The organism is Vibrio neptunius, assembly GCA_019339365.1.
GTDB lineage: Bacteria > Pseudomonadota > Gammaproteobacteria > Enterobacterales > Vibrionaceae > Vibrio > Vibrio neptunius.
The window spans coordinates 1212664-1231326 of record CP079860.1 but is presented as its reverse complement, the minus strand read 5'-3'; the positions used below and the strand labels follow the sequence as shown (position 1 = coordinate 1231326).

At 41.0% G+C, this 18663-nt stretch carries 25 protein-coding genes and 3 pseudogenes; 7 read left to right on the top strand and 21 right to left on the bottom strand.

Going from position 1 to position 18663, the window contains the following annotated elements:
• Positions 1–47 precede the first annotated feature (47 nt).
• The 4 genes from KW548_22370 to KW548_22355 form a co-directional block, all read right to left on the bottom strand.
• Positions 48–584, bottom strand: a complete 537-nt coding sequence (locus KW548_22370; GenBank protein ID QXX08380.1) for an ATP-binding cassette domain-containing protein — start codon at positions 582–584, stop codon at positions 48–50.
• A protein-coding gene (locus KW548_22365) for an IS3 family transposase (protein ID QXX08379.1) occupies positions 578–1737 on the bottom strand; the annotation gives its coding sequence in 2 pieces (ribosomal slippage) (positions 578–1470 and positions 1470–1737; 1161 coding nt in all). The genes KW548_22370 and KW548_22365 overlap by 7 nt, the downstream gene beginning before the upstream one ends.
• Entirely contained in the window at positions 1703–2764 is a 1062-nt protein-coding gene (locus KW548_22360) for a hypothetical protein (GenBank protein ID QXX08378.1), read from the bottom strand. Before KW548_22360 ends, KW548_22365 begins: the two co-directional genes overlap by 35 nt.
• The gene (locus KW548_22355; GenBank protein ID QXX08377.1) at positions 2764–3171 is read right to left on the bottom strand and encodes a hypothetical protein; all 408 of its coding nucleotides are present in this window, start codon (positions 3169–3171) and stop codon (positions 2764–2766) included. Before KW548_22355 ends, KW548_22360 begins: the two co-directional genes overlap by 1 nt.
• 452 nt (positions 3172–3623) lie before the next feature.
• On the opposite strand from KW548_22355, the pseudogene KW548_22350 reads away from it, so the two are divergent.
• Positions 3624–3921: pseudogene (locus KW548_22350) on the top strand (transposase).
• A gap of 46 nt (positions 3922–3967) precedes the next feature.
• On the opposite strand, the gene KW548_22345 reads toward KW548_22350, so the two are convergent.
• The 10 genes from KW548_22345 to KW548_22300 all read right to left on the bottom strand — a co-directional run bounded on the left by KW548_22345 (position 3968) and on the right by KW548_22300 (position 9541).
• Complete coding sequence (locus KW548_22345) at positions 3968–4192, bottom strand: hypothetical protein (GenBank protein ID QXX09527.1); 225 nt, start codon at positions 4190–4192, stop codon at positions 3968–3970.
• 251 nt (positions 4193–4443) lie between these two features.
• Complete coding sequence (locus tag KW548_22340; GenBank protein ID QXX08376.1) at positions 4444–4968, bottom strand: DinB family protein; 525 nt, start codon at positions 4966–4968, stop codon at positions 4444–4446.
• Positions 4969–5198: 230 nt separating this feature from the next.
• Entirely contained in the window at positions 5199–5711 is a 513-nt protein-coding gene (locus KW548_22335) for a hypothetical protein (protein QXX08375.1), read from the bottom strand.
• 191 nt (positions 5712–5902) lie between these two features.
• Positions 5903–6217 carry a type II toxin-antitoxin system RelE/ParE family toxin gene (locus KW548_22330; protein QXX08374.1) on the bottom strand — a complete coding sequence of 105 codons (315 nt, stop codon included), beginning with the start codon at positions 6215–6217 and terminating at the stop codon, positions 5903–5905.
• On the bottom strand, positions 6205–6462 hold the full coding sequence (locus tag KW548_22325; GenBank protein ID QXX08373.1) for a type II toxin-antitoxin system Phd/YefM family antitoxin: 258 nt from the start codon (positions 6460–6462) through the stop codon (positions 6205–6207). The genes KW548_22330 and KW548_22325 overlap by 13 nt, the downstream gene beginning before the upstream one ends.
• Before the next feature lie 237 nt (positions 6463–6699).
• Entirely contained in the window at positions 6700–7338 is a 639-nt protein-coding gene (locus KW548_22320) for an HAD hydrolase-like protein (GenBank protein ID QXX08372.1), read from the bottom strand.
• Positions 7339–7376: 38 nt separating this feature from the next.
• Positions 7377–7934: a nucleotidyltransferase family protein gene (locus KW548_22315; protein QXX08371.1), complete on the bottom strand. Its 558-nt coding sequence runs from the start codon at positions 7932–7934 to the stop codon at positions 7377–7379.
• A 138-nt stretch (positions 7935–8072) separates the two neighbouring features.
• Positions 8073–8486, bottom strand: a complete 414-nt coding sequence (locus KW548_22310) for a GFA family protein (GenBank protein QXX08370.1) — start codon at positions 8484–8486, stop codon at positions 8073–8075.
• Between the two features lie 65 nt (positions 8487–8551).
• Positions 8552–9235, bottom strand: a complete 684-nt coding sequence (locus KW548_22305) for an SDR family oxidoreductase (protein ID QXX08369.1) — start codon at positions 9233–9235, stop codon at positions 8552–8554.
• A 42-nt stretch (positions 9236–9277) separates the two neighbouring features.
• Positions 9278–9541: a hypothetical protein gene (locus KW548_22300; GenBank protein ID QXX08368.1), complete on the bottom strand. Its 264-nt coding sequence runs from the start codon at positions 9539–9541 to the stop codon at positions 9278–9280.
• Between the two features lie 44 nt (positions 9542–9585).
• Here KW548_22300 and KW548_22295 point away from each other — a divergent pair.
• From KW548_22295 to KW548_22280, 4 genes and pseudogenes are all read left to right on the top strand, one after another.
• Positions 9586–9733, top strand: a pseudogene (locus KW548_22295) (IS110 family transposase).
• Positions 9734–9815: 82 nt separating this feature from the next.
• Positions 9816–10064: a type II toxin-antitoxin system Phd/YefM family antitoxin gene (locus KW548_22290; protein QXX08367.1), complete on the top strand. Its 249-nt coding sequence runs from the start codon at positions 9816–9818 to the stop codon at positions 10062–10064.
• Positions 10054–10344, top strand: a complete 291-nt coding sequence (locus KW548_22285) for a type II toxin-antitoxin system RelE/ParE family toxin (GenBank protein QXX08366.1) — start codon at positions 10054–10056, stop codon at positions 10342–10344. The genes KW548_22290 and KW548_22285 overlap by 11 nt, the downstream gene beginning before the upstream one ends.
• 342 nt (positions 10345–10686) lie before the next feature.
• Positions 10687–10950 (top strand): annotated as a pseudogene (locus KW548_22280) (transposase).
• Positions 10951–11287: 337 nt separating this feature from the next.
• Here KW548_22280 and KW548_22275 read toward each other — a convergent pair.
• From KW548_22275 to KW548_22265, 3 genes are all read right to left on the bottom strand, one after another.
• On the bottom strand, positions 11288–11575 hold the full coding sequence (locus KW548_22275; GenBank protein ID QXX08365.1) for a type II toxin-antitoxin system RelE/ParE family toxin: 288 nt from the start codon (positions 11573–11575) through the stop codon (positions 11288–11290).
• Positions 11565–11816, bottom strand: coding sequence for a type II toxin-antitoxin system Phd/YefM family antitoxin (locus tag KW548_22270; protein QXX08364.1), 252 nt, complete (start codon positions 11814–11816; stop codon positions 11565–11567). The genes KW548_22275 and KW548_22270 overlap by 11 nt, the downstream gene beginning before the upstream one ends.
• A gap of 957 nt (positions 11817–12773) precedes the next feature.
• A complete protein-coding gene (locus KW548_22265) occupies positions 12774–13424 on the bottom strand; it encodes a hypothetical protein (GenBank protein ID QXX08363.1) in 651 nt (216 codons plus the stop codon).
• A gap of 582 nt (positions 13425–14006) precedes the next feature.
• On the opposite strand from KW548_22265, the gene KW548_22260 reads away from it, so the two are divergent.
• Positions 14007–14444 (top strand): DUF285 domain-containing protein, encoded by a 438-nt coding sequence (locus KW548_22260; protein ID QXX08362.1) that lies wholly within the window; start codon positions 14007–14009, stop codon positions 14442–14444.
• A 38-nt stretch (positions 14445–14482) separates the two neighbouring features.
• Positions 14483–15598 carry a DUF285 domain-containing protein gene (locus KW548_22255; protein QXX08361.1) on the top strand — a complete coding sequence of 372 codons (1116 nt, stop codon included), beginning with the start codon at positions 14483–14485 and terminating at the stop codon, positions 15596–15598.
• A 245-nt stretch (positions 15599–15843) separates the two neighbouring features.
• Here the strand turns inward: KW548_22255 and KW548_22250 are convergent, their stop codons facing one another.
• The 4 genes from KW548_22250 to KW548_22235 all read right to left on the bottom strand — a co-directional run bounded on the left by KW548_22250 (position 15844) and on the right by KW548_22235 (position 18407).
• Entirely contained in the window at positions 15844–16527 is a 684-nt protein-coding gene (locus KW548_22250) for an HAD family hydrolase (GenBank protein QXX08360.1), read from the bottom strand.
• Between the two features lie 47 nt (positions 16528–16574).
• Positions 16575–17024 (bottom strand): hypothetical protein, encoded by a 450-nt coding sequence (locus tag KW548_22245; GenBank protein QXX08359.1) that lies wholly within the window; start codon positions 17022–17024, stop codon positions 16575–16577.
• Positions 17025–17150: 126 nt separating this feature from the next.
• Complete coding sequence (locus KW548_22240) at positions 17151–17615, bottom strand: GNAT family N-acetyltransferase (GenBank protein ID QXX09505.1); 465 nt, start codon at positions 17613–17615, stop codon at positions 17151–17153.
• A 165-nt stretch (positions 17616–17780) separates the two neighbouring features.
• Positions 17781–18407 (bottom strand): LysE family translocator, encoded by a 627-nt coding sequence (locus tag KW548_22235; protein QXX08358.1) that lies wholly within the window; start codon positions 18405–18407, stop codon positions 17781–17783.
• Positions 18408–18663: the final 256 nt, after the last annotated feature.

Genomic DNA, 18663 nt, shown 5'->3' with positions numbered 1-18663 from the left:
CCTCGTTACGTTAGTAACCAGAATACACTCATTCACAGAGTTCCAAGTTAATCTAGAACGATGACTTTGTCGAAATGGTCTAAGTAAGAGCTATCGTGTGTCACGGCAACCATCTTAGACTTAGGGTCTATTAAGCTAAAAATCATCTTCCACAAAGCTTGGCTTGTTTGACTATCTAAGCCAGTTGTTGGCTCATCTAACAATAACAGTTCAGGTGCTTGAATATAGGCTCTAAGAAAACAGAGCCTACGCTTTTCCCCCCCACTAAGGTTCTGACCATTACCTTGTAAAATAGTATCTAGTGTTAATCTAGACGAGAGCCCTACTTTATCTAGCTGTTTCGTTAACCAATCATGTTTTACATCTTTTCCAAGCGTGAGGTTGTCATAGACACTTCCTGAGAAAACAAAATTATTTTGCTCTAGGTAATTAGAAGATAGAGGAGTCACTGGTTCTGATGTCAACAAGCCAGAAAGAGTATCAAGTAAAATTGTTTTCCCTTGGCCACTTTTACCTATAACAGCAATGGTGTTTACATCGGGCTTCGCTAACTCTTGAAGAACACTCTCTGTAGTGGTCAACAAATTCCGGACACTAACTTAAGCCGATTTTCGGCAGTAACTGGGGACAGCCCATCATTTGCTTGATGAGGCCGGTGCCTATTGTAGTAATTCATTAAGTAATAGCTGATATCCCTCTTTGCCTGAGTTTGGGTTAAATATCCTGTCGCTGGTATCCATTCGGTTTTTAGGCTTCTAAATAGCCTTTCCATAGGAGCATTATCCCAGCAATTACCTCGACGACTCATGCTCTGAGTTATGCGATATCGCCAAAGCCTTTGACGGTATTTTAGGCTACTGTATTGGCTTCCTTGGTCTGAGTGGAACATCACGTTGTTAGGTCGTCCTCGTTGTTCCCAAGCCATGTCCAAGGCTTTGCAAGTCAACTCTGCATTAGGTTTGTCTGATAGTGCCCAACCCACTACACGACGGCTAAATAGGTCGAGTACAACAGCCAGATAACTCCACTTTGAACCGCACCAGATGTAAGTAATATCGCCACACCAAACTTCATTTGGAGTGGTAACAGAGAACTCACGCTTCAACCTATTGGGGATATCTGGTCGCTCTAGCTTAGCCTGCTTATAGCGATGCGAGCCCGGTTGTTTGCTTATCAGCTCTGCTTCTTGCATAAGCTTACGTACTTTGAAACGTCCGACATCAAAGCCTTCAGACTTCAGCATAGAAGCAAGAGTTCTGCTACCAGCAGCGCCGCGACTCATGTTAAAGAGCTGCTTCATTCTGCTGGCTAACCGAATGCGATTAACATCCGGCTTTCGTTGTTTAAACTCGTAGTAGCAGGAAGACGCAACATCGAACAGCTCACAAAGAACTTTGACCGTTTCGTGCTCCCTCAACTGGTCAATTAGCGAGAACGTTCTAGTTCGTCCGACATTAAGAGAGCTGTAGCTTTTTTTAGTATGGATTTTTCTCTTTCTAAGCGATTAATCCTAGCTTCTAACTCTTGGATCTTCTGCTGTTCTGGCGTCAAAGCTTTAACCGTTGGCGTTTCTCCGCCACGCTCAATCTTTAGTTGCTCGACCCAGCGTCGTAAGGCTGTATCACCGATGTCTAGAGAGCGTGCCGCCTCAGATATTGAGTAACCTTGATCAAGAACCAAGCTTGCAGCTTCTACTTTGAATTCAGAAGAAAATGTACGTCGTTGTCGTTTTGTCATTGAACACCTCATGTATGGTGGAGACTTTACCACCTAATTTGGTGTCCGGGATCATTAAACCACTACACTCCAACAATTTACTAAGTTCCACTATTTCATTTTTGTTATCTAGAATCAGTTTTAATGCTGAAAAATCTTCACGACTTTGATCCATTAATCGATATACATCTAACAGACCAGTAAAAGCTCTAGTTAAACTAGCAGAGAGAAGCAACGCAGTGACAAGTTCCCCAGCATCAGAGCGTTGTTCTGGGAACAAGTGAAATATAAATAATGCGATCATTGAAAGCGAAATTAAACTCTGTGTCGCTATAGCGACACCATCAAAAACACTCCGACTGACAGCAAGAGAGACCGTTGCTTGTCTATAATTTTCAAAAAATGGAGCTAAGCGTTTCTCAAAAAAACCTTCGACACGATTAGACTGAATCGTACGTATACCAGAAAATACACCAACAATTTGATCTAATATTTCATCTTCTGCACCGTTTACTCGACCAATATAAGGGCGTCTTAGCCTAATAATTAGAGTCTTAATCATTGTGGAAATAGCTAGGATAAATATCACAAGAGTAAAGGTTATCCATCCACTAAAAAAGACAATAGCGCAACACAAAACAAACAATTCAATGACTAAGGGCAAACCTCGCGAAACACTTAGGTTGATGAACTGTTCATAAGATCCAATACCTCTTTCAAATTTACTAGCTAGTGAGCCTATCTCTAAGCGTTTGAAATGACTGAAGGGTTTACGCATCAACTGACTAAACATTGATCGTGATTTAGTTTCGACGTTAAGTTGTACCTCTTGTTCAAAAAAGTACGTGAAAAAAGGAGATATACCAACAGTCACTAGTGTTGATAGTAACAAATAGATTAACAAAGTCTCCATGCTTTCCAGAGATATGGTCTGAGAGACAACATTAATTATTTGCCCGATTAAATAAGAAGGCAAAGCCAAGTTAACCTTAAGGAGAAGCAAAGTAGAAAAGAGTAAAAAATACTTTAGGCAGGTAGCGACATGCATTACTTATCCCCCAGTGGTACGACCCATTTCCCCTTATCTATAATATTGAAGCGCTCCAACCCGGGAATGTACGTAGACGTGAGCCATATGTTGCTCTGACTAAATGCAGTATGGACCAGTAAATCATACCCTTTCGCTTTAACTGAGCTTAACAGACTATTGTAATGCACCTTAAACCCCATAGAGTCTTCTTGTAGGCTTGATAAATCTACAATTGGCAACCTATCTAACTCCGACAAATCTATAATTTGGCATAGCTTATCGTATTTGTTTAGAAACTCGGTTGCCTTGAGATCACTATCAAGCTCAACTTCATCATAGTTCTCTATATTCTGTACAAGCTCAGACAACGCTCTCTCTATCGAGTGGAACTCTGAATACGAAACACCTGACGAGCGAAATGCCATAGGACTCGTTGAAGAAGGCATTACACACGCGCAAAAGTAGGACAATCACGTTCTTTACTATTGATACCCATAGCCTCTTCTGATGATTCAAAATCAATACTAGGGCCCGTAGAGGGTTCGTTTGGACCATTAATTTCTGAACGTCTTTTACCCATAATTTCATCCTTAATGTAAAGTAATTAGGTCGTTAATGAGCTCCACTTAAAGCAAGCACAGCCAAAATAAAGATATTCCAATCTATGATTTTTTTATGTAATTTATAGTTAATTTCATTTTCAAAGAAATGAATTTAGAAATAGAAATGGGCCTATCGATATAGAAATATTTATCCCACCTAAAAAGAACATCCTCCATAATATAGAGATAAATTATGCACTGTAACCCTCCCCAAAAAACTGGTCATTAGCAATTAGAGTTTTTCCGTTTACACTGAAACAAACGGAGAACGCATGATGAAAAAATCACGCTACACAGAAACGCAAATCGTTAAGATCTTGAAGGAAGTCGAAGCAGGCCGAAAGATCAACTAAGTCTGTCGTGACTATGGCATCTCTGATGCAACATACTGCAGCTGGAAGTCCAGTACGGTGGGATGGAAGCGTCAGATGTTAAACGGCTTAAGGAGCTCGAGGATGAGAATCGGCGGCTCAAGCAAATGTTTGCCGACCTCAGCCTCGAGCACCCTATCGTTAAAGATATTCTGGAAATAAAGCTGTAAGGCCAGCGGTTAAGCGCGAGCTTGTCGATTATACTCGCAAAGAATTAAATTCAGGACACACACTCATGATTATTTTATTTAATCTCCACCACCACTATCTCCACCACCACTATCTCCACCCGACGAATCGTTATAGGAATAAGAGTTTTGCATAGAAGGCCCCGGCGACTTTCCTTCTGAGGTGTCCACAACCGCGATAAAGACGGCAACGGCTATCATGACGAAGCCTGCGAAAAAGTCACCTACAAGTAATCCATAAACACCAATCGCTGCGCACAGTGCGATGCATATAAACTTTTTCATGGTAATCATTCTCTTGTTTGTTATTAAAGATTAAATTCAGGACACACACCCATCATTAGTGGCGAAGGCTCTTTGGCAATAGAGGAATACCAGCGCCTAACGCATACCTATGGGTTGGGGAAATTATCAGGGGACCCGCCCGCGCCCTGTTAAGGCGGTAACATGATAACACCCAACCTGAACATGTGCCATAAACTCAGTGCTGAAGTTGCCATATGTCAGGAGTCAATGATTAGTAATTTGTTATGCTTTTACTTTCGAATGAGAGCGAGTAGGTCAGTACAATACGAATTGTCACCATTTTGACTAATTAGGGTTGTCACTTGACCTCGATGATGAGTTTGGTGATTAAAAAAGTGCAGTAACACCGATGCGAAGGGTTCTGAAAACTCCCTACCTGAAGAGTTTTGATAAACCACATTAGAATCAAATTCAGTATCACTAATGGAACTTATCCAGTCAGCAATTACAACATCTAATTTACCACGACTTGCGCGCAATTCTTCTAGAGTCTCGAAGCAATGCGTACTAATAGAAGTTGGATGAGGAAACTCATTCAGACTTTCAGTCAAGTCATAGAAACTCTGAACATTGGTAAATCGATGTAACCACATCAAGTCGCAAGTAAAAATATGACTCATCGTTTTGAAAGCTGAGCCCCAAAACGCGCCTTTTTCCTCGTAAATATCAAGGTCAACTCCCTCATTTAAATACGAGAGTAATGACTCATTCATCCATTGATTGTACTCAGACATTAGAATAAATTGCTGTTTCATCTGTGTTGTTCCTAATTCAACATAATGCCATGCTGCCCTGCTGTTACGAATCTCCTCATCATTTAAATGTAAAACAATGAGTAGATGCGCGACGTTCAAATTCTACAGCCAAACTCTTGGATGAATTCAGGACACACACCACAATGCATACTGAGTGTATCCGGTATTAGAAAGCACCTTTGAGTTCAAATAAACACATACTTGAATAGCCTTAGTGGCTAGATCAAAACCTATGCATATTTCACACAGGTGCGCCAAAACTCCAAATCTTGAGGTGTAATTTTATCACCCCAGCCATCGTTTTGTGAAAACAATGAGAACTTGAAGGGTGTTAAAACCGGCAGTTTTTCCATGCCACTAGCTGAAATGACATTTTCAAGTGCAGCCATTGATTGTTCGTTTTCAGCCGCACCCCAAAAACTACCCCATAAAATATCGGTTACCCCACTGACAATAGTCCTAAATTGAGTCTCGCCGATTCCGGTTTGGGCGAGAGAAAGCAGTAAGCCCTCGGGAAATTCGTCACCTAGCCCGCAATTTACTAAAGTAGGTCGTTTAGATTCCCAAGGCTCGAATTCGTCGGGACCATCAACGAGAAACCAATCCCATAAGTGCTCCAAAAACTCCTGATTTTCATGAAGCTCTAAACCATGAAGAACACAGAAACGCTCAAAGATAAGCAGACCAATTGCTGCTCGTGCATTGATAGACAACCTTTTACATTCGTTCGTGTATGAGTTCATTGTTCTCTCTAAAAAATCTAATTGGGACAGACACCTTAACACCCTTAACACCTTAGCTAAACCACTGTGCCATAAACACTAAACTGACTTGAAGTGAGAGCGCCAAGCGTTGTGAATCACTCTTAAATCTTGTTATGAGTCTAATTGGGACAGACACCTTAACAACCCCAATAAGAGATCCTCGATATGTGTTAGCCGCTCATTCCCAGCTTGCTCAATAGGAACTTACGCAAGTCTCTCTCAGAACGCATAACAAACAGAATAAATACTTTGTCGCCGTCTTGTTTATAGAAAATACGGCACGGATTAACTACAACTTCACGATAACTTAGATGTTCTAGTTTAGGCGGAATGCGACCCGATTCAGGGAAAGCCTCTAAGCGCTCGACTTTAGAAAAGATCGCTTGAACCAATTCTTTTGCAGCTACGATATTTTCAAGTGCGATGTATTCAGCGATATCATTGAGGTCAGATAGCGCTGGCTCAGTCCAGATTATTTCAGCCATTTCGACATTTTGTCCTTGGCTTCATCGTGGCTCACCACTTTACCGTCAGCTAATGCACGTTCACCTCGTGCAATCCCCTCCAGAATCGCCAAACGATTTTGCATAAACTCGTAATCATCAACATCAACCAGATATGCCGATGGCTTACCATGTTCGGTAATTAACACTGGTTCTTTAGTTTCGTGGAGATCGGCAAGGATTTTTGTTGCTTGGCGCTTGAGTGATGTAACGAGTTCTACTTTCATGAGAGCTGCTCTAAAGGAATACTAAAGTGATACTATTCTATCACTTTGAGTATAGCAATCTCCATGACGGCTAACATTCTTGATAACAGGCAGCCTCGTTTTCTCTCTACCTGCTTTCTAGTAGATAACTTTGTTGTTCGAAAAGCATTGGCTGATCACGCAGCCAATAGGAGTTATTGCCTATTGACAGGCAGAAGGCTCATATGTGTCATAAGCGTGATTAGGAGTAGTACAAGCCTATTTCACGAAACTCAGAGCAGTATCTAAACAGTTAAAGTCTTGAATACACTGGTAATGATTTACTCTATCACCGACAATCACTACATTAACAGCTAACTCTTTGCACGCTTCTAAGTCCCACTCTGCGTCACCAAAATAGGTAACAGGATAATTATCTGTTTGGTTAATTGCTGATTTTGCCAACTCCATAATTTTGATACGAGAATAGTGATCATTTGATGACATAATCGCTAGTTTCTCAGTTTCAAAACCTGCTGACTCCAACTTTATCTTGGCTGTTTCTCCCCACCCACCTGTAGCAATAGAAACAACATATTCGTCACTGTCTAACAGATACGACACGAATTTTTTGGCTCCAGATACTTCTTGAGCAGGTGACTGGGCAACAGATTGCTGAACATTACGGATAAAAATAGGCTTAACGATACTCTCTAATTCAGCTAGAGAATATTTGAGGCCTTGCTCCTGAATAAAAGTTTTTAATATTCCTCTATCTGTGACAAAGGGATAACTACCCCAATCTGTCGATATTTCAAGCCCTGTAGTTTCTCGCACAGCATCAACAAAACACTGTTCATCCATTTCATATGATTGAAGTAGTGTTCCATCAATATCTAGCATTACATGATGTTTCATTTTATTCCTTTTAAACTTATAACATTTTTATTATTTGGCTATTCCCAAGGCTTCACGGTAATGTCAGGCCAACGCTTACGATACCCATCAACCATTTGGTTGTAGCTTTCGCGCGTCATGGCAATGGGATTTGGCTTTACCCGTTTATTGAATGCATCAGTTAGCCCATAAGGCGAGTAAATACGCATTGTACCGTTTGAATTTAACCTAAATCCGATCGCAAATGCAGATAACCAAGAATCAATGCCATGCTCTACTTTTGTATATGCAGGTATAGTTTGGCCAAACCTATGAGGGTACCATTCATGAACACGTGCTTGGTTTACCACATCAATTGGGATTTTATGGTTCACGACACTGTTAATTCGGCGGCTGTAGCTTTCTTCATTAGATGTACTAGCGATATCGAAGTAAATAATATCGAAGTCCTTAACATTCTTGAGTGGACTTTCACCTGATAGTGAGTTCCAAATCAATTGTGTGACTGAACCTCCAGCAATATAGTAATCAGGTAATCCAACCTCAATGCATGCTTGTGCAGTTTCCATTAGCTCAGGAGTATTTCTAATTAACTTTTCTAGTTGACGTTCTAACATGTTCCCCCAGCTAACTAACGCCCTGTAGGGGTAAGCAACGCAATACAAAAGCCGCCGCATACCACCTTAATCACTTAAATCAACGCATAGTGAAAATGCCACGCGCGCCAAGTCCTTCTTTAACGCTTTATTAGCTGTTTACCCTTCAGCTTCAAAATGAGCAAACACTTCAGCACCAGTCATATTCTGAGTTTCGTTTTTGAAATCATAATATTCGGGCTTCTCATCAACAAATATTTGATGAGTAAACTGAAAATGGTCTTCGCCTTGAAGCAAGCCAACTGGCAGGTGGTACTGATTTGCAGGCTTAAGGTAATAAAACAAATGTGTTCCACACTTATTGCAAAACCCTCTGTCTGCCCACTCTGAGGATGCGTATCTTGTGATACTTTCTTCACCTGTTATTTGTACTGAATCAGCACAATCGATGGCTAGCATTGGACCACCGCCCCAATTACGACATATGCTACAGTGACATGCCGCCACCTCATTACTAGCATATTCAACTTCTAGTGCGACTGAGCCACATAAACATTTAGCATGACCTTTCATAAATCCTCCAATAATTTATAGGTAGACACGTTTTAACAGCTAACGCACGTACTTACGAATGATCTTTACCAGACGTGTTCCTTGCCCTGCCATGTTAAGAACTTACCGCTTTGTTCTGTAGTAAGGTTACGAGCAAGTTTAATAATACCTGACGCACTTTCCTCAACAGTAATGTCAGCATCTTTGCCACCCATGTCCGTTTTAACCCAGCCTGGATGAATTGGGCACACAACAATTCCTTTGGGCTTCAGCTCCAATGCCAACACTTGCATTACCTTATTCACCGCTGCTTTTGAGCTTCGATACGCATACATACCGTAGCTTTTTCGGTTTAATGCCCCCATTTGGCTTGAGATGGTAATAATACGAGGGTTAGCACTAGTTTCGAGAAGCCCTAAAAGAGCTCGACTCACCATAAGAGGGGCGATTGAGTTCACGGCAAAGGTATTGAGCCATTCCTTTGGGTCGATAGTCTCCATGGATTGCTCGTCTGAACCAATAATACCCGCATTATTGATAAGTATGTCTAACTGAACATTGGATAACTTAGAGGCTAAATTAGCTACTGAGTCTTCATCAGTGACCTCTAGTTCATGCAAAGCCAGCGAATTATTAACAAGCATGTTTTTTAACTGCATTGAAGGCTGACCACGATAAGTCGAGATGACATTATAACCTAAAGCTAAAAACTGGCGAGTTAGTTCAAGTCCAATACCTCTTGAAGCTCCAGTGATTAAGACTGTTTCCATTTGCTGAATTTCCTTAATTGTATAAAACGCCTTGTTATAAGGTTACGCACAGCGAATGATTACTGTGCCTAAACCGTAATCCACTTCACCACATCGCTTGTTTAAATGAATGCTTCTTGGCAATAAAAAACTGCTTTCAATTAAATCGAAGTCAATTGGTTTTTTCAAAATACAAAAATAACCAGTAGGATTTGAACCCCACGTATAATCAGTAAGAATTTGGTTCCCGTTTTCCAGTAGCAATTCGCGTACTGGATTAAGAATTCTGTATTTTGGACCAATTACCTTATCTGAAAGTTCTATCATCGAATACCTTAAACAATAAATTCAGGACACACACCAAAAGAGCAGTATTTACGGCTACATATGAACGACTAGTTGCGGCAGGAAAACCGAAAAAAAGTGTCAATCGTTGCCTGCATGAGAAAGAAGGTAGTAATACTAAACTCAATGCTTAGAGACGGTGCTATATGGGATAAAAGTAGCGCCAAAAACTAACTATTGACGCCATTGTTTCTTGTTATACCGCTTGGTTGAGGCTAAAATGACCAAAATAAGGACCAATTAAGAGACCGATTATATGACCACTAGAATTTTAGCCGATGTTGCTGCAAGCATTACCGAGTTGAAAGCTAACCCTATGAAAGTTGCAACTAGTGCTTATGGTGAACCTGTTGCTGTATTAAACCGAAATGAGCCAGCATTTTATTGCGTACCTGCCGAAGCGTACGAAATGATGATGGACAGACTCGAAGATCTTGAACTACTAGCTCTCGCTAAAGAGCGTGAATCTGAAGAGAGCATTTCGGTAAATATTGATGACCTATAAACTCGACTTTAAAAAGAGCGCACTCAAAGAGTGGAAAAAGCTTGGCTCTACTCTGCAACAACAATTTAAGAAAAAGCTGATAGAACGCTTAGATAACCCACATGTTCCCGCTTCAAAGCTTTCTGGATCTGACAACATGTATAAAATTAAGTTGCGTCAATCGGGCTACCGTCTAGTCTACAAAGTTGAAGACGATGTCATCATTGTAACCGTCTTAGCAGTCGGAAAACGAGAACGTAGCAATGTTTACCGTAAAGCCATGAAAAGGTTAGATGATTGATTGCGGTATAACTTTCTTAATAACAGACAGTCTCGTTTTTCTCTCTACCTGACTTTTTATCAACTTACCATAACTCATTAAAAACTATAGAATATACGTCATACTGAATCTAATTAGGACAGACACCTTAACACTTTGCGTACCCTCTTATTGAGTGCCTTCTTATTGTTTCCTTGAGCCATTACTCACTCCTAACTTACATAAAAATATAACGCCTCGTTCTTACGAATCCCCTCATAATTTCTATATAAAACAATGAGTAGACGCACATCGCTCATTCTGATCTAATGAATTTCGCCAAAAACACACCTGATTAAATGGATTTAATAGGGAGCCCTAACGATGCGCGACATTCAAATTCTACAGCAAACTATTGAGAATCAATGCCCTGAAATTCACAAAAAACGACTTAGATTTCTGATACTTGCAACCAAAACGGTTCTTGATGGCTCTGACCTAACACTCACCAAAATTGGAAGAGCTCTCGACACCAATACCACAGTGAAACATGCCATCAAACGTATCGACCGATTACTTGGTAATCGCAATCTGCACCGTGAAAAAGAGTACATATATAAATGGCATGCCTCCTTTATTACCCGTGCCATAAATTCAGAAGACTAAATTCAGGACACACACCAAAAGAGCACTTACACCTTGACTGAGCCTGAATATAACTGGAAAACGACTGTTTAACCATTTTTTTGAATAGTGCCTGCGGGGGTTAACCGATAAGTGTCTAGTGACTCAACCAATAATGGTTGGCAGCGGCGAGACCGCAATAAGAGCTCCTCAATATGTGTTTGTCGTAAGCCATGCTCAATGACCGAAATGACAAAGCGAAGTAGATAGCTTTGTTGTTTGAAGAGCATTGGCTGCTCACGCAGCTATTAGGATGTTATTGACTATTGGTAGGCAGAAGGCCATATGTGTTTTGCTGCTGTTACGAGGACCTCGTTGCTAGCTTTTTGTACACTGCATCTTTGTCTCTTTTACCAATAGCCAACACATACACCACGATTTCATCGTCGATCACTTCGTAGGCTAAACGATAACCCGCAGTACGTAGCTTGATCTTGTAAACTGAGTCATAGCCGCGAAGTTTAGATGCGGGAACATGCGGATTTTCGAGGCGTTCTTTAAGCTTCTTTTTAAACTGACTTTGAATTGGTGGAGCTAACTTGCTCCACTCTTTCTTGGCGGCAGGTAGAAATTTAAGCTTATAAGTCATCGATATTTACTTCAACCGCTTCAGATAACTCACCGCGACGACTTTCAACAAGTTTAGCCAGCTCGTAATCATCGAGCATATCCATCAGAAACTCATAAGTTTCCGCAGGAACAAGATAAGCTGCTGGCTTATTGTGGTTCAGAATAGCAATAGCAGAACCATCAGCTTCATTTAGCAAAGCGGTAGGATTTTTCTTTAACTCAGAAATACTTGCTGAATAATCAGCTAAAACCTGTCTCATAACAACACCAATTCAGCACTTAAATAAGTGCTAATTTTAGACCTTATTTTCAGTCTAGACCAGAAGTTTCTGATTGTAGATATAACATTTTTAATAACAGGAAGCCTCGTTTTTCTCTCTACCTAGCTTACCACCAACCTATCATATGTTACTAAAAATTAACGTAAATTTACCAAGCTATACATTCTGTCATTATATAAATACGATCGGATGAATTCAGGACACACACCAAAGGGCTTGATTGCATGTGTGCGAAACATGGTAATACTCAATTCGATGCTAAGAGATGGCGTCGTGTGGGTTGAGAATACAGCTAAAAATTAGCTATTGGTGCTATCGTCGTTTGTTCGCCCTTTACAACAAAGGAAACCATGGGCTTAAATCCTTTAAGCGATGTCCTTTATAGTGTTTAGAGTTAGCGATTGCCTGATAAGAACTAGTTAAACTCACTGTGGCTGGAATAATGAGCAAACAGAGTAGCCACTGAACTGGATCCGCAAAGCCTAGTACCATTGCCAATAAATTAGCAGAGCACAATACCAAAACGCCCCAATTCCATCTGATCATTGCTCTCTTAAATCTGCAGTATCCTGCCCAATCATAAACAACCCAGTCATTTGAGAACTCTCCACATTGAGAACACTTTTGGCTAAGAGGAATTGATTCAGATTTTGCATTGCAGTTTGGGCAACGTCCTTTCATTACTACATGTACCTTTTCGAGAGGGCTAACATCCATAACAACAGGCAGTCTGGTTTTCCTCTCTGCCCAACTTATTAGCAAACTATCATAAGTGACTAAAAATTAATGTAAATACATAGAACCATACACAATATCAATACATAAAAGCGAGCGTGCGGGTTATCTTAGTAAGAAGAGTAAAAATTCTATTAATAATTTAGAGCAACCACCCTACCCCAAACTTCAGTGATTCTGTGCCTGCTCGTTAATAGCCAATCAACGCGAGGTGAGAGTTTGCTCTTGTTTAAGCGTCTTAACGATGCCGTCTCGCTGACTATCGCTCAATGGAAACCAACGGTTCTTCTGGATCTGCGGTTCAGACAGCACCTCAAGCAGTGCGTCTGGGCTCAGTTTCGCTTTCCCATGCGCCACCAGCTCAATCGGCTGTGCACACAAAGACTGCAAACGACAAATACATTGGTCAACGTCTTGGGTAAAACACAAGTTATAGGCATTTTGGTTCTGCATCTTAACTAAACAAAGCTCGGAAGAGTCACGAGATGGGGAGCAATGCTCAGTAAAGCGATTGAGCTGCGCTTGTCTAATAATCGCTTCGAGCCAGCTGTATTTGGACGTTTGTTTAGGGTCGGGCCCATTGAGCAGCGTCGATAAATCACGCATATGGGAGCGAATCGCTTCCGGCTCGGTGTGAATACGGTAACAAATAGAATTGAGGACTTTCAGAACATGATCATCTGTGAGCTTTGGCATGGTAACCTCCAACAGGAAAACATTTCCATCACCACACAGAGACCCCATAACAAAGGGTGGTGAACTGAACAAGGTTAGCACTACCGCGCACTCGGAACGGCCAGCCGAAGCTGCCTCGCCCAGCCCACCGTAATACCAACCGGATTGTTCAAACAAAAACCAATCCGTTTTCTACAGGTGCGCTAAGGCACACATAGTGAAACCAAAGCATTGGTTTACGACTATGTGTCGAGTGCAATAAGGCAGGGTGCTAATCCTGACACTGGATTTTGCCAGTGCTTTTGCAGGATATCGCTGGGGTTCAGAAGAGTCAACGCTTTAAGCGAGTAGGCCGATTAACTGGTCAAAAATCAGGTTCTTATAGAGGAGTGTATTAACAATGTGTCGAGTAAAGGATGGGGTTTAGACAAGGCCGTCACAGAAAACGGTTGCTATTGTTTGAAATTCAATTCAGGACACTCACCAAAAGATTGGTGTGTGTCCTTGAATTCTGAAAAGGATACGCAGGGTTAATAAGTGTTCGATTAAATGTAAACTTTTAGAAAGTCAATATAGCTTGTCATTAATATATTAAATTTAATCATCCATAAATGATTTAAATAACATTAAATCACACCCTATGCGTGACATTGATATCATTATTATATTTGGCATGCATCAAGATAAAAAATAGTGTTAACTTTGATTAGTTAAGTAAATATAATATTAAAACTAATCATAATAAATAATATATTAATCATGAAAATAGCGTCTGTTATTTTAGCCTGCATGGCTTTGGGTAGTACAGCCAGTTTTGCCGAAGAAAATCATACCATTCGTTGTGATGCTAACCCTCCCGGTAGTGTGGTGATTATCGATGAGCGCTTATATGTGGTGGTCGATAATGCGCTATTGCGCCAACAAGATTACTGGCAAAACTTTATCAACGGCAAGATAGAGCTGTGTACAAGTCATGTCACTGATATGAGCGATTTATTTGCTCAATCACCCTATTTTAATTACGACATCAGTCAATGGGACACGCGCCGCGTGACCAATATGGATCGTATGTTTAAAGGGGCAACGCGCTTTAAGCAAGATTTATCCAATTGGTCGGTGGAAAAGGTCACTCGCCATAAAGACTTCGCCCTGCAAAGTGGCCTACCTAATTATTACCTGCCGCTATTTTCGCACTAATTTCTCTTAATAATGTCGATTCAACCTAGGAAATAACCATGAAAAAGAATCTTCTGTCACTGCTTGTTGGGGCGGCGGCGCTCGTCAGCCAGCAGGCTTATGCCATCGATATTTCAGTCAAATGCCCAGATCAGCCCGTCAATTCCGTAATACTCGAAAACGGCAAGGTGTATGTGGTGGTCGACAACACTTTGATTAAAAACCCAATTATGCTCGATAACCTAGAGCAAGGCCATATTGGCTTTTGTACCACTCAGGTCACTAATATGTCTCATGTGTTCTATAAAAGAGCCACCTTTAATGCCGATATCAGCGATTGGGATACCTCTAATGTGACTAATATGATTCGGATGTTTCAGGGTGCGAAAGCTTTTGATCAAGATATCGGTGATTGGGATACCTCTAATGTGACTACTATGATTGGGATGTTTGTGAAGGCTGAAGCTTTTAATCAAGATATCGGGCACTGGGATACCTCTAATGTGACTGCTATGGATTATATGTTTGTGGAGGCTGAAGCTTTTAATCAAGATATCGGGCACTGGGATACCTCGAATGTGACTACTATGGACGGGATGTTTAAAGGTGCGAAAGCTTTTAATCAAGATATCGGGCACTGGGATACCTCTAATGTGACAGATATGGGTTCTATGTTTCAGGGTGCGAAAGCTTTTGATCAAGATATCGGGCACTGGGATACCTCTAATGTGACTGATATGGGTTTTATGTTTACTGAGGCTTACGCTTTTAACCAAGATATAGGTCGCTGGGATACCTCGAATGTGAGGAATATGGATTCTATGTTTTGGAAGGCTAAAGCTTTTAACCAAGATATAGGGCACTGGGATACCTCGAATGTGACTAATATGGAATATATGTTTCATGGTGCGGAAGCTTTTAACCAAGATATCGGTGATTGGGATACCTCTAATGTGACTAATATGAAATATATGTTTTGGGAGGCTAAAGCCTTTAACCAAGATATAGGAAACTGGGATACCTCGAATGTGACTAATATGTCTTCGATGTTTAGGAATGCTGAAGCTTTTAACCAAGATATTAGCAATTGGAATGTTAGCCAAGTCACTTGGTATATCGGTTTTGCTAAAGACAGCTTATTGACTGAGGAGCAGCTGCCTATATTTGCCCAGTAGCGGTTGATCTATAGATTTACGGCTTATCTCTATGCAGTGGCCAACTAAAATTGGCCGCTGCAAGATTCCAATATCGCGACACATGGAGATTGTAATCTAATTGGGACAGACACCTTAACAATCCCAATAAGAGATCCTCAATATGTGTTTGTCGCAAGCAATGCACAATGACCGACATGACAAGCGAAGTAGATAACTTTGTTGTTCGAAGAGCATTGGCTGCTCGGGCAGCCAACAGGATGTTACTACCCATTGACAGGCAGAAGGCTCATATGTGTTAGGAGCATTAGTTGTTCCTGAATATTCGCATGATTAACCACGTGACTTGCTCTACTTTCTGCGTTTTTAAGCTCTGAAATAAGCATTGTAGAAATACCTGCTAATTGAGCTCCACGAATATCGGCAATTTCACTATCCCCAACCATAATGCTATTTTTCGCCAAACTTCCTACACTTTCTAATGCAATATCAAAAGCCTGACGGCTAGGTTTCCTAAAACCAATTTCTGAAGACCAAATTATGCTATCGAAATATTTAGCTAGTCCTCGGTTCATTAAGTCACGTTGAAACACTTCTGTACTACCCGTTACATTAGACAGTAATATGAGTTTTGTTCCCTGGTTATGAAGGGCTTCAAGTAGCGGGATTGAATATTGATAAAGACGACCGCTATCTACAAAGTGATTCAAATGTTTTAAACCAATCGATTGGTCAAATTCTAGTTTGTACTCATTAAATGCCTTTTGCCATACATCAATCCAATTTGGTTGCACCTCTTGTTCGGGTACATACAGGTCTTGAATACTTTGCTCTATCAAATCACCAATTTGATCAGCATACTGCGATTTAAGAACAGCTTTCAACGAGCCTGAAAGGCTACCCATTTCACACAAGGTATTTCCGTAATCAAAAATCACTGTATCGTACATCTGAACCTCTTCGCCTAAGGCCGCTGTAATTGGCGGCTTTATTAGGGCTAGTCACTACTTGAACCCACAAATATCCAGCGCTGATCTTTTGAATGGATGTCATACGCAAAATCCCAAAACACTGGATAAGCAGGATGGCCATTTTTAAAATCAAACTTTACAACTATTTCCGCATCTTCGATGCCGATACTCGAAAATACCTTGCCCATTAATTCGGATATTTCAGACTTTTTAGATTCAAGCTCTAAGGGGCCTAAACCTGTATAGCCTTTATACAAAACCATGTCCATTATTTCAGACATGGCCTCATTCGGTGTAGAAGGAACTACCCCTGAAACCTCGCAGTCTTTTGAAATTAACCTTTTGAGAGTACCAGTTAAACCCAGCTCTGGATCGGCAGGACCATAAAGATTGAACCAAACTTCGTAGTTATTTCCATAAAGGAGATGCTCAATTCTTTTGAACTCTTCCAGTCTTGTATCTCGCACGATTTTCATAGAATCCTAGCGCCGCATTGAGGTGTGAACAAAGCGACCACAAAACTTACCCTTAAGACCGTTAACACAGAACTCAATGATGAAATGAAAAATGCCGAACGTTGAGAGTCACTCTTTAATACTTTGTTATGTCCGTACTCTCGACATGATAACGATGTCTATTAGATAATCTTCAACAAACACAGCCTTGCGTTTTATACCCTCAACTTCAAAGCCAAAGGATTTATAAAGAGCCAACGCAGCAACGTTGTTTGCATGCACCTCTAACTCTAAACGCGTCAAGTTTAGCTGCTCATCACAATACGACAGCAAATATTCCATTAAGAAACGACCCACTCCGTTTCCTCGGGAAGTTTTGGCGACCGCAATACCAAAAGATGCAGAGTGCTTTAACCTCGGCTTAGGCGTGGAGTGAATAGCCAAATGACCCAAGAGTTCTCCATCACTTTCAACCGCGACAAAATTAAGCTGGCTGTCATTGAACATTGAGTCGAACTCTTCCCTTTTGATGTCAGGCAAGTAGCGATTGTTGTTCACAACCTCTTTGTCAGTGTAAATATCATACAAAGCGGGCAAGTCAGCTGAACTCATTTTTCTTATTTTCATAGAACCTCAAAAACCCGAAAAGGACATAACGCCCGAATAACTAGGCCGAAACGCACAACGATAGTCTCTGCATAGCGCCATAACCACTGAAATACCTGCAAACCAAAAATGCCACGGGTTGAAGGTCTAGTTGAATTGATTGTTATGCCACTAGCGGTCGCTGATTGCGACTTTACTTGCCAGTCCGATAAGCAAAACTCCTGAAACACCCTCAAGCGTTCGAGAGTAACGCTGAGAATTCGGGCGACTGAAGACCCAACTACCCACTGATGCATAGAGAACATTACACATGGTCGCCAATACACTAAATAACAAACCAAACGCCAACAACTGCATTGAAGTCGAACCTGTTGATGCGTCAATAAATTGAGGTAGGAATGAGAGGAAGAACAGCGCTACTTTAGGATTCAACACGCTAACGATAACACCCTGCACAAAAACATTTTTTTCGTTTACAACGGTTTCGCTTATCACTATTTTGCTATCCCCGCGCCACATAGAGAGTAACGATTGAATACCCAAGTAAACTAGATATGCTGCACCTAGCCATTTTACTACGCTAAAAGCGACCGCAGAGCTCAGGATGATCGCAGAGAGTCCTAATGACGCTGCCAATGTATGAATAAAGTAGCCAACACCAAGCCCCATTGCCGCCATAAACCCTGTTTTCAGCTTACCTCTCATTGTGTTGGAAACAATATAGATAACGTCTGGACCCGGAATCATATTGATAGCCAGACAGGCAACGATAAATAGTAGTAACGAGTTAAAGTCCATTTCCTTTCCTCCAGATTAAATTCAGTGGCATAACATTCTTAACAACAGGCCGTCTGGTTTTTCTCTCTGCCTGACTTGCCATTAACCTATCATAAGTGACTAAAAATTAATGTAAATACGTCGAAATATACACCCTAACAATATATAAGAACGAGCGTGCATGTTGTTACTTTTTAACCATGCGCATTATCTTGGCAAGAATGGAACCTAATTGGGATAGACCCTTAACACCTTAAATCCTAACGCCTTGTTAACG

Bases quoted from the DNA above. Each gene is read 5' to 3' on its own strand.
- KW548_22245 (QXX08359.1), bottom strand. From the start codon at position 17,024: ATGAAAATCGTGCGAGATACAAGACTGGAAGAGTTCAAAAGAATTGAG.
- KW548_22360 (QXX08378.1), bottom strand. From the start codon at position 2,764: ATGCATGTCGCTACCTGCCTAAAGTATTTTTTACTCTTTTCTACTTTG.
- KW548_22315 (QXX08371.1), bottom strand. From the start codon at position 7,934: ATGTTAGAACGTCAACTAGAAAAGTTAATTAGAAATACTCCTGAGCTA.
- KW548_22345 (QXX09527.1), bottom strand. From the start codon at position 4,192: ATGAAAAAGTTTATATGCATCGCACTGTGCGCAGCGATTGGTGTTTAT.
- KW548_22235 (QXX08358.1), bottom strand. From the start codon at position 18,407: ATGGACTTTAACTCGTTACTACTATTTATCGTTGCCTGTCTGGCTATC.
- KW548_22290 (QXX08367.1), top strand. From the start codon at position 9,816: ATGACCACTAGAATTTTAGCCGATGTTGCTGCAAGCATTACCGAGTTG.
- KW548_22255 (QXX08361.1), top strand. From the start codon at position 14,483: ATGAAAAAGAATCTTCTGTCACTGCTTGTTGGGGCGGCGGCGCTCGTC.
- KW548_22330 (QXX08374.1), bottom strand. From the start codon at position 6,217: ATGGCTGAAATAATCTGGACTGAGCCAGCGCTATCTGACCTCAATGAT.
- KW548_22355 (QXX08377.1), bottom strand. From the start codon at position 3,171: ATGGCATTTCGCTCGTCAGGTGTTTCGTATTCAGAGTTCCACTCGATA.
- KW548_22250 (QXX08360.1), bottom strand. From the start codon at position 16,527: ATGTACGATACAGTGATTTTTGATTACGGAAATACCTTGTGTGAAATG.
- KW548_22335 (QXX08375.1), bottom strand. From the start codon at position 5,711: ATGAACTCATACACGAACGAATGTAAAAGGTTGTCTATCAATGCACGA.
- KW548_22325 (QXX08373.1), bottom strand. From the start codon at position 6,462: ATGAAAGTAGAACTCGTTACATCACTCAAGCGCCAAGCAACAAAAATC.
- KW548_22270 (QXX08364.1), bottom strand. From the start codon at position 11,816: ATGAGACAGGTTTTAGCTGATTATTCAGCAAGTATTTCTGAGTTAAAG.
- KW548_22285 (QXX08366.1), top strand. From the start codon at position 10,054: ATGACCTATAAACTCGACTTTAAAAAGAGCGCACTCAAAGAGTGGAAA.
- KW548_22305 (QXX08369.1), bottom strand. From the start codon at position 9,235: ATGGAAACAGTCTTAATCACTGGAGCTTCAAGAGGTATTGGACTTGAA.
- KW548_22310 (QXX08370.1), bottom strand. From the start codon at position 8,486: ATGAAAGGTCATGCTAAATGTTTATGTGGCTCAGTCGCACTAGAAGTT.
- KW548_22260 (QXX08362.1), top strand. From the start codon at position 14,007: ATGAAAATAGCGTCTGTTATTTTAGCCTGCATGGCTTTGGGTAGTACA.
- KW548_22300 (QXX08368.1), bottom strand. From the start codon at position 9,541: ATGATAGAACTTTCAGATAAGGTAATTGGTCCAAAATACAGAATTCTT.
- KW548_22320 (QXX08372.1), bottom strand. From the start codon at position 7,338: ATGAAACATCATGTAATGCTAGATATTGATGGAACACTACTTCAATCA.
- KW548_22275 (QXX08365.1), bottom strand. From the start codon at position 11,575: ATGACTTATAAGCTTAAATTTCTACCTGCCGCCAAGAAAGAGTGGAGC.
- KW548_22340 (QXX08376.1), bottom strand. From the start codon at position 4,968: ATGAAACAGCAATTTATTCTAATGTCTGAGTACAATCAATGGATGAAT.
- KW548_22240 (QXX09505.1), bottom strand. From the start codon at position 17,615: ATGAGTTCAGCTGACTTGCCCGCTTTGTATGATATTTACACTGACAAA.